This is a genomic window from Butyricimonas hominis, from assembly GCF_014287455.1.
Taxonomy (GTDB): domain Bacteria; phylum Bacteroidota; class Bacteroidia; order Bacteroidales; family Marinifilaceae; genus Butyricimonas; species Butyricimonas muris.
Genome location: NZ_JACOOH010000075.1, coordinates 1 through 557, shown reverse-complemented (window position 1 = coordinate 557; position 557 = coordinate 1). Strand labels below are relative to the sequence as shown.

Sequence of the window (557 nt, the reverse complement as noted above, 5' to 3'; positions counted from 1 at the left end):
CGTGATGCGGTGGAGGATTTGAGCGACACCGAGCAGGAAGCCTTTTTCGTGTGGTGCAACTATAAAAGCCATGATTTGGGCGAGGAAGATGCGGACGACCTTGTACGTGATTTCCGGGATGAATATCAAGGGGAATATGACGATGAAGAAGATTTCGCCTATGAAATTGTAGAGGAATGTTACGACCTGCCGGAGTTCGCAAAGACCTATTTCGATTACAAACAGTTTGCCCGTGACCTGTTCATGTGCGATTACTGGTTTGATGACGGCTTTGTGTTCCGGGCGGCATAACAACCAATCCGGGCGGGGTGTCAAAGCCCTGCCCGCTTAAAACAACCAAGTTTATAACCATAAAAAATAAGACATCATGCAGTCACTTAACAAAAACGGGGTAAGCATCACCCAAACACCGGGAGAAGAAAAGTTCGTGAAATGCCATTTAGGGGCTTTCAGGGGACAAATTTATTATCAATATGACTACCGCCACACGGACGGCGAACTTTTCAGCACGGTAGCCAAAACGCTGGACGAGTGCCGCCGCAGGCGTGACGAATGGG

General features: G+C 48.5%; 2 protein-coding genes. Both read left to right on the top strand.

Features of this window, described 5'->3' with window-relative positions:
• Positions 1 to 291: antirestriction protein ArdA (locus H8S64_RS22345; RefSeq protein ID WP_186978750.1), on the top strand; the 291-nt coding region annotated here is incomplete at its 5' end.
• Positions 292 to 367: 76 nt separating this feature from the next.
• On the top strand, positions 368 to 557 hold a 190-nt coding region (locus tag H8S64_RS22340; protein ID WP_186978749.1), incomplete at its 3' end, for a DUF3873 domain-containing protein.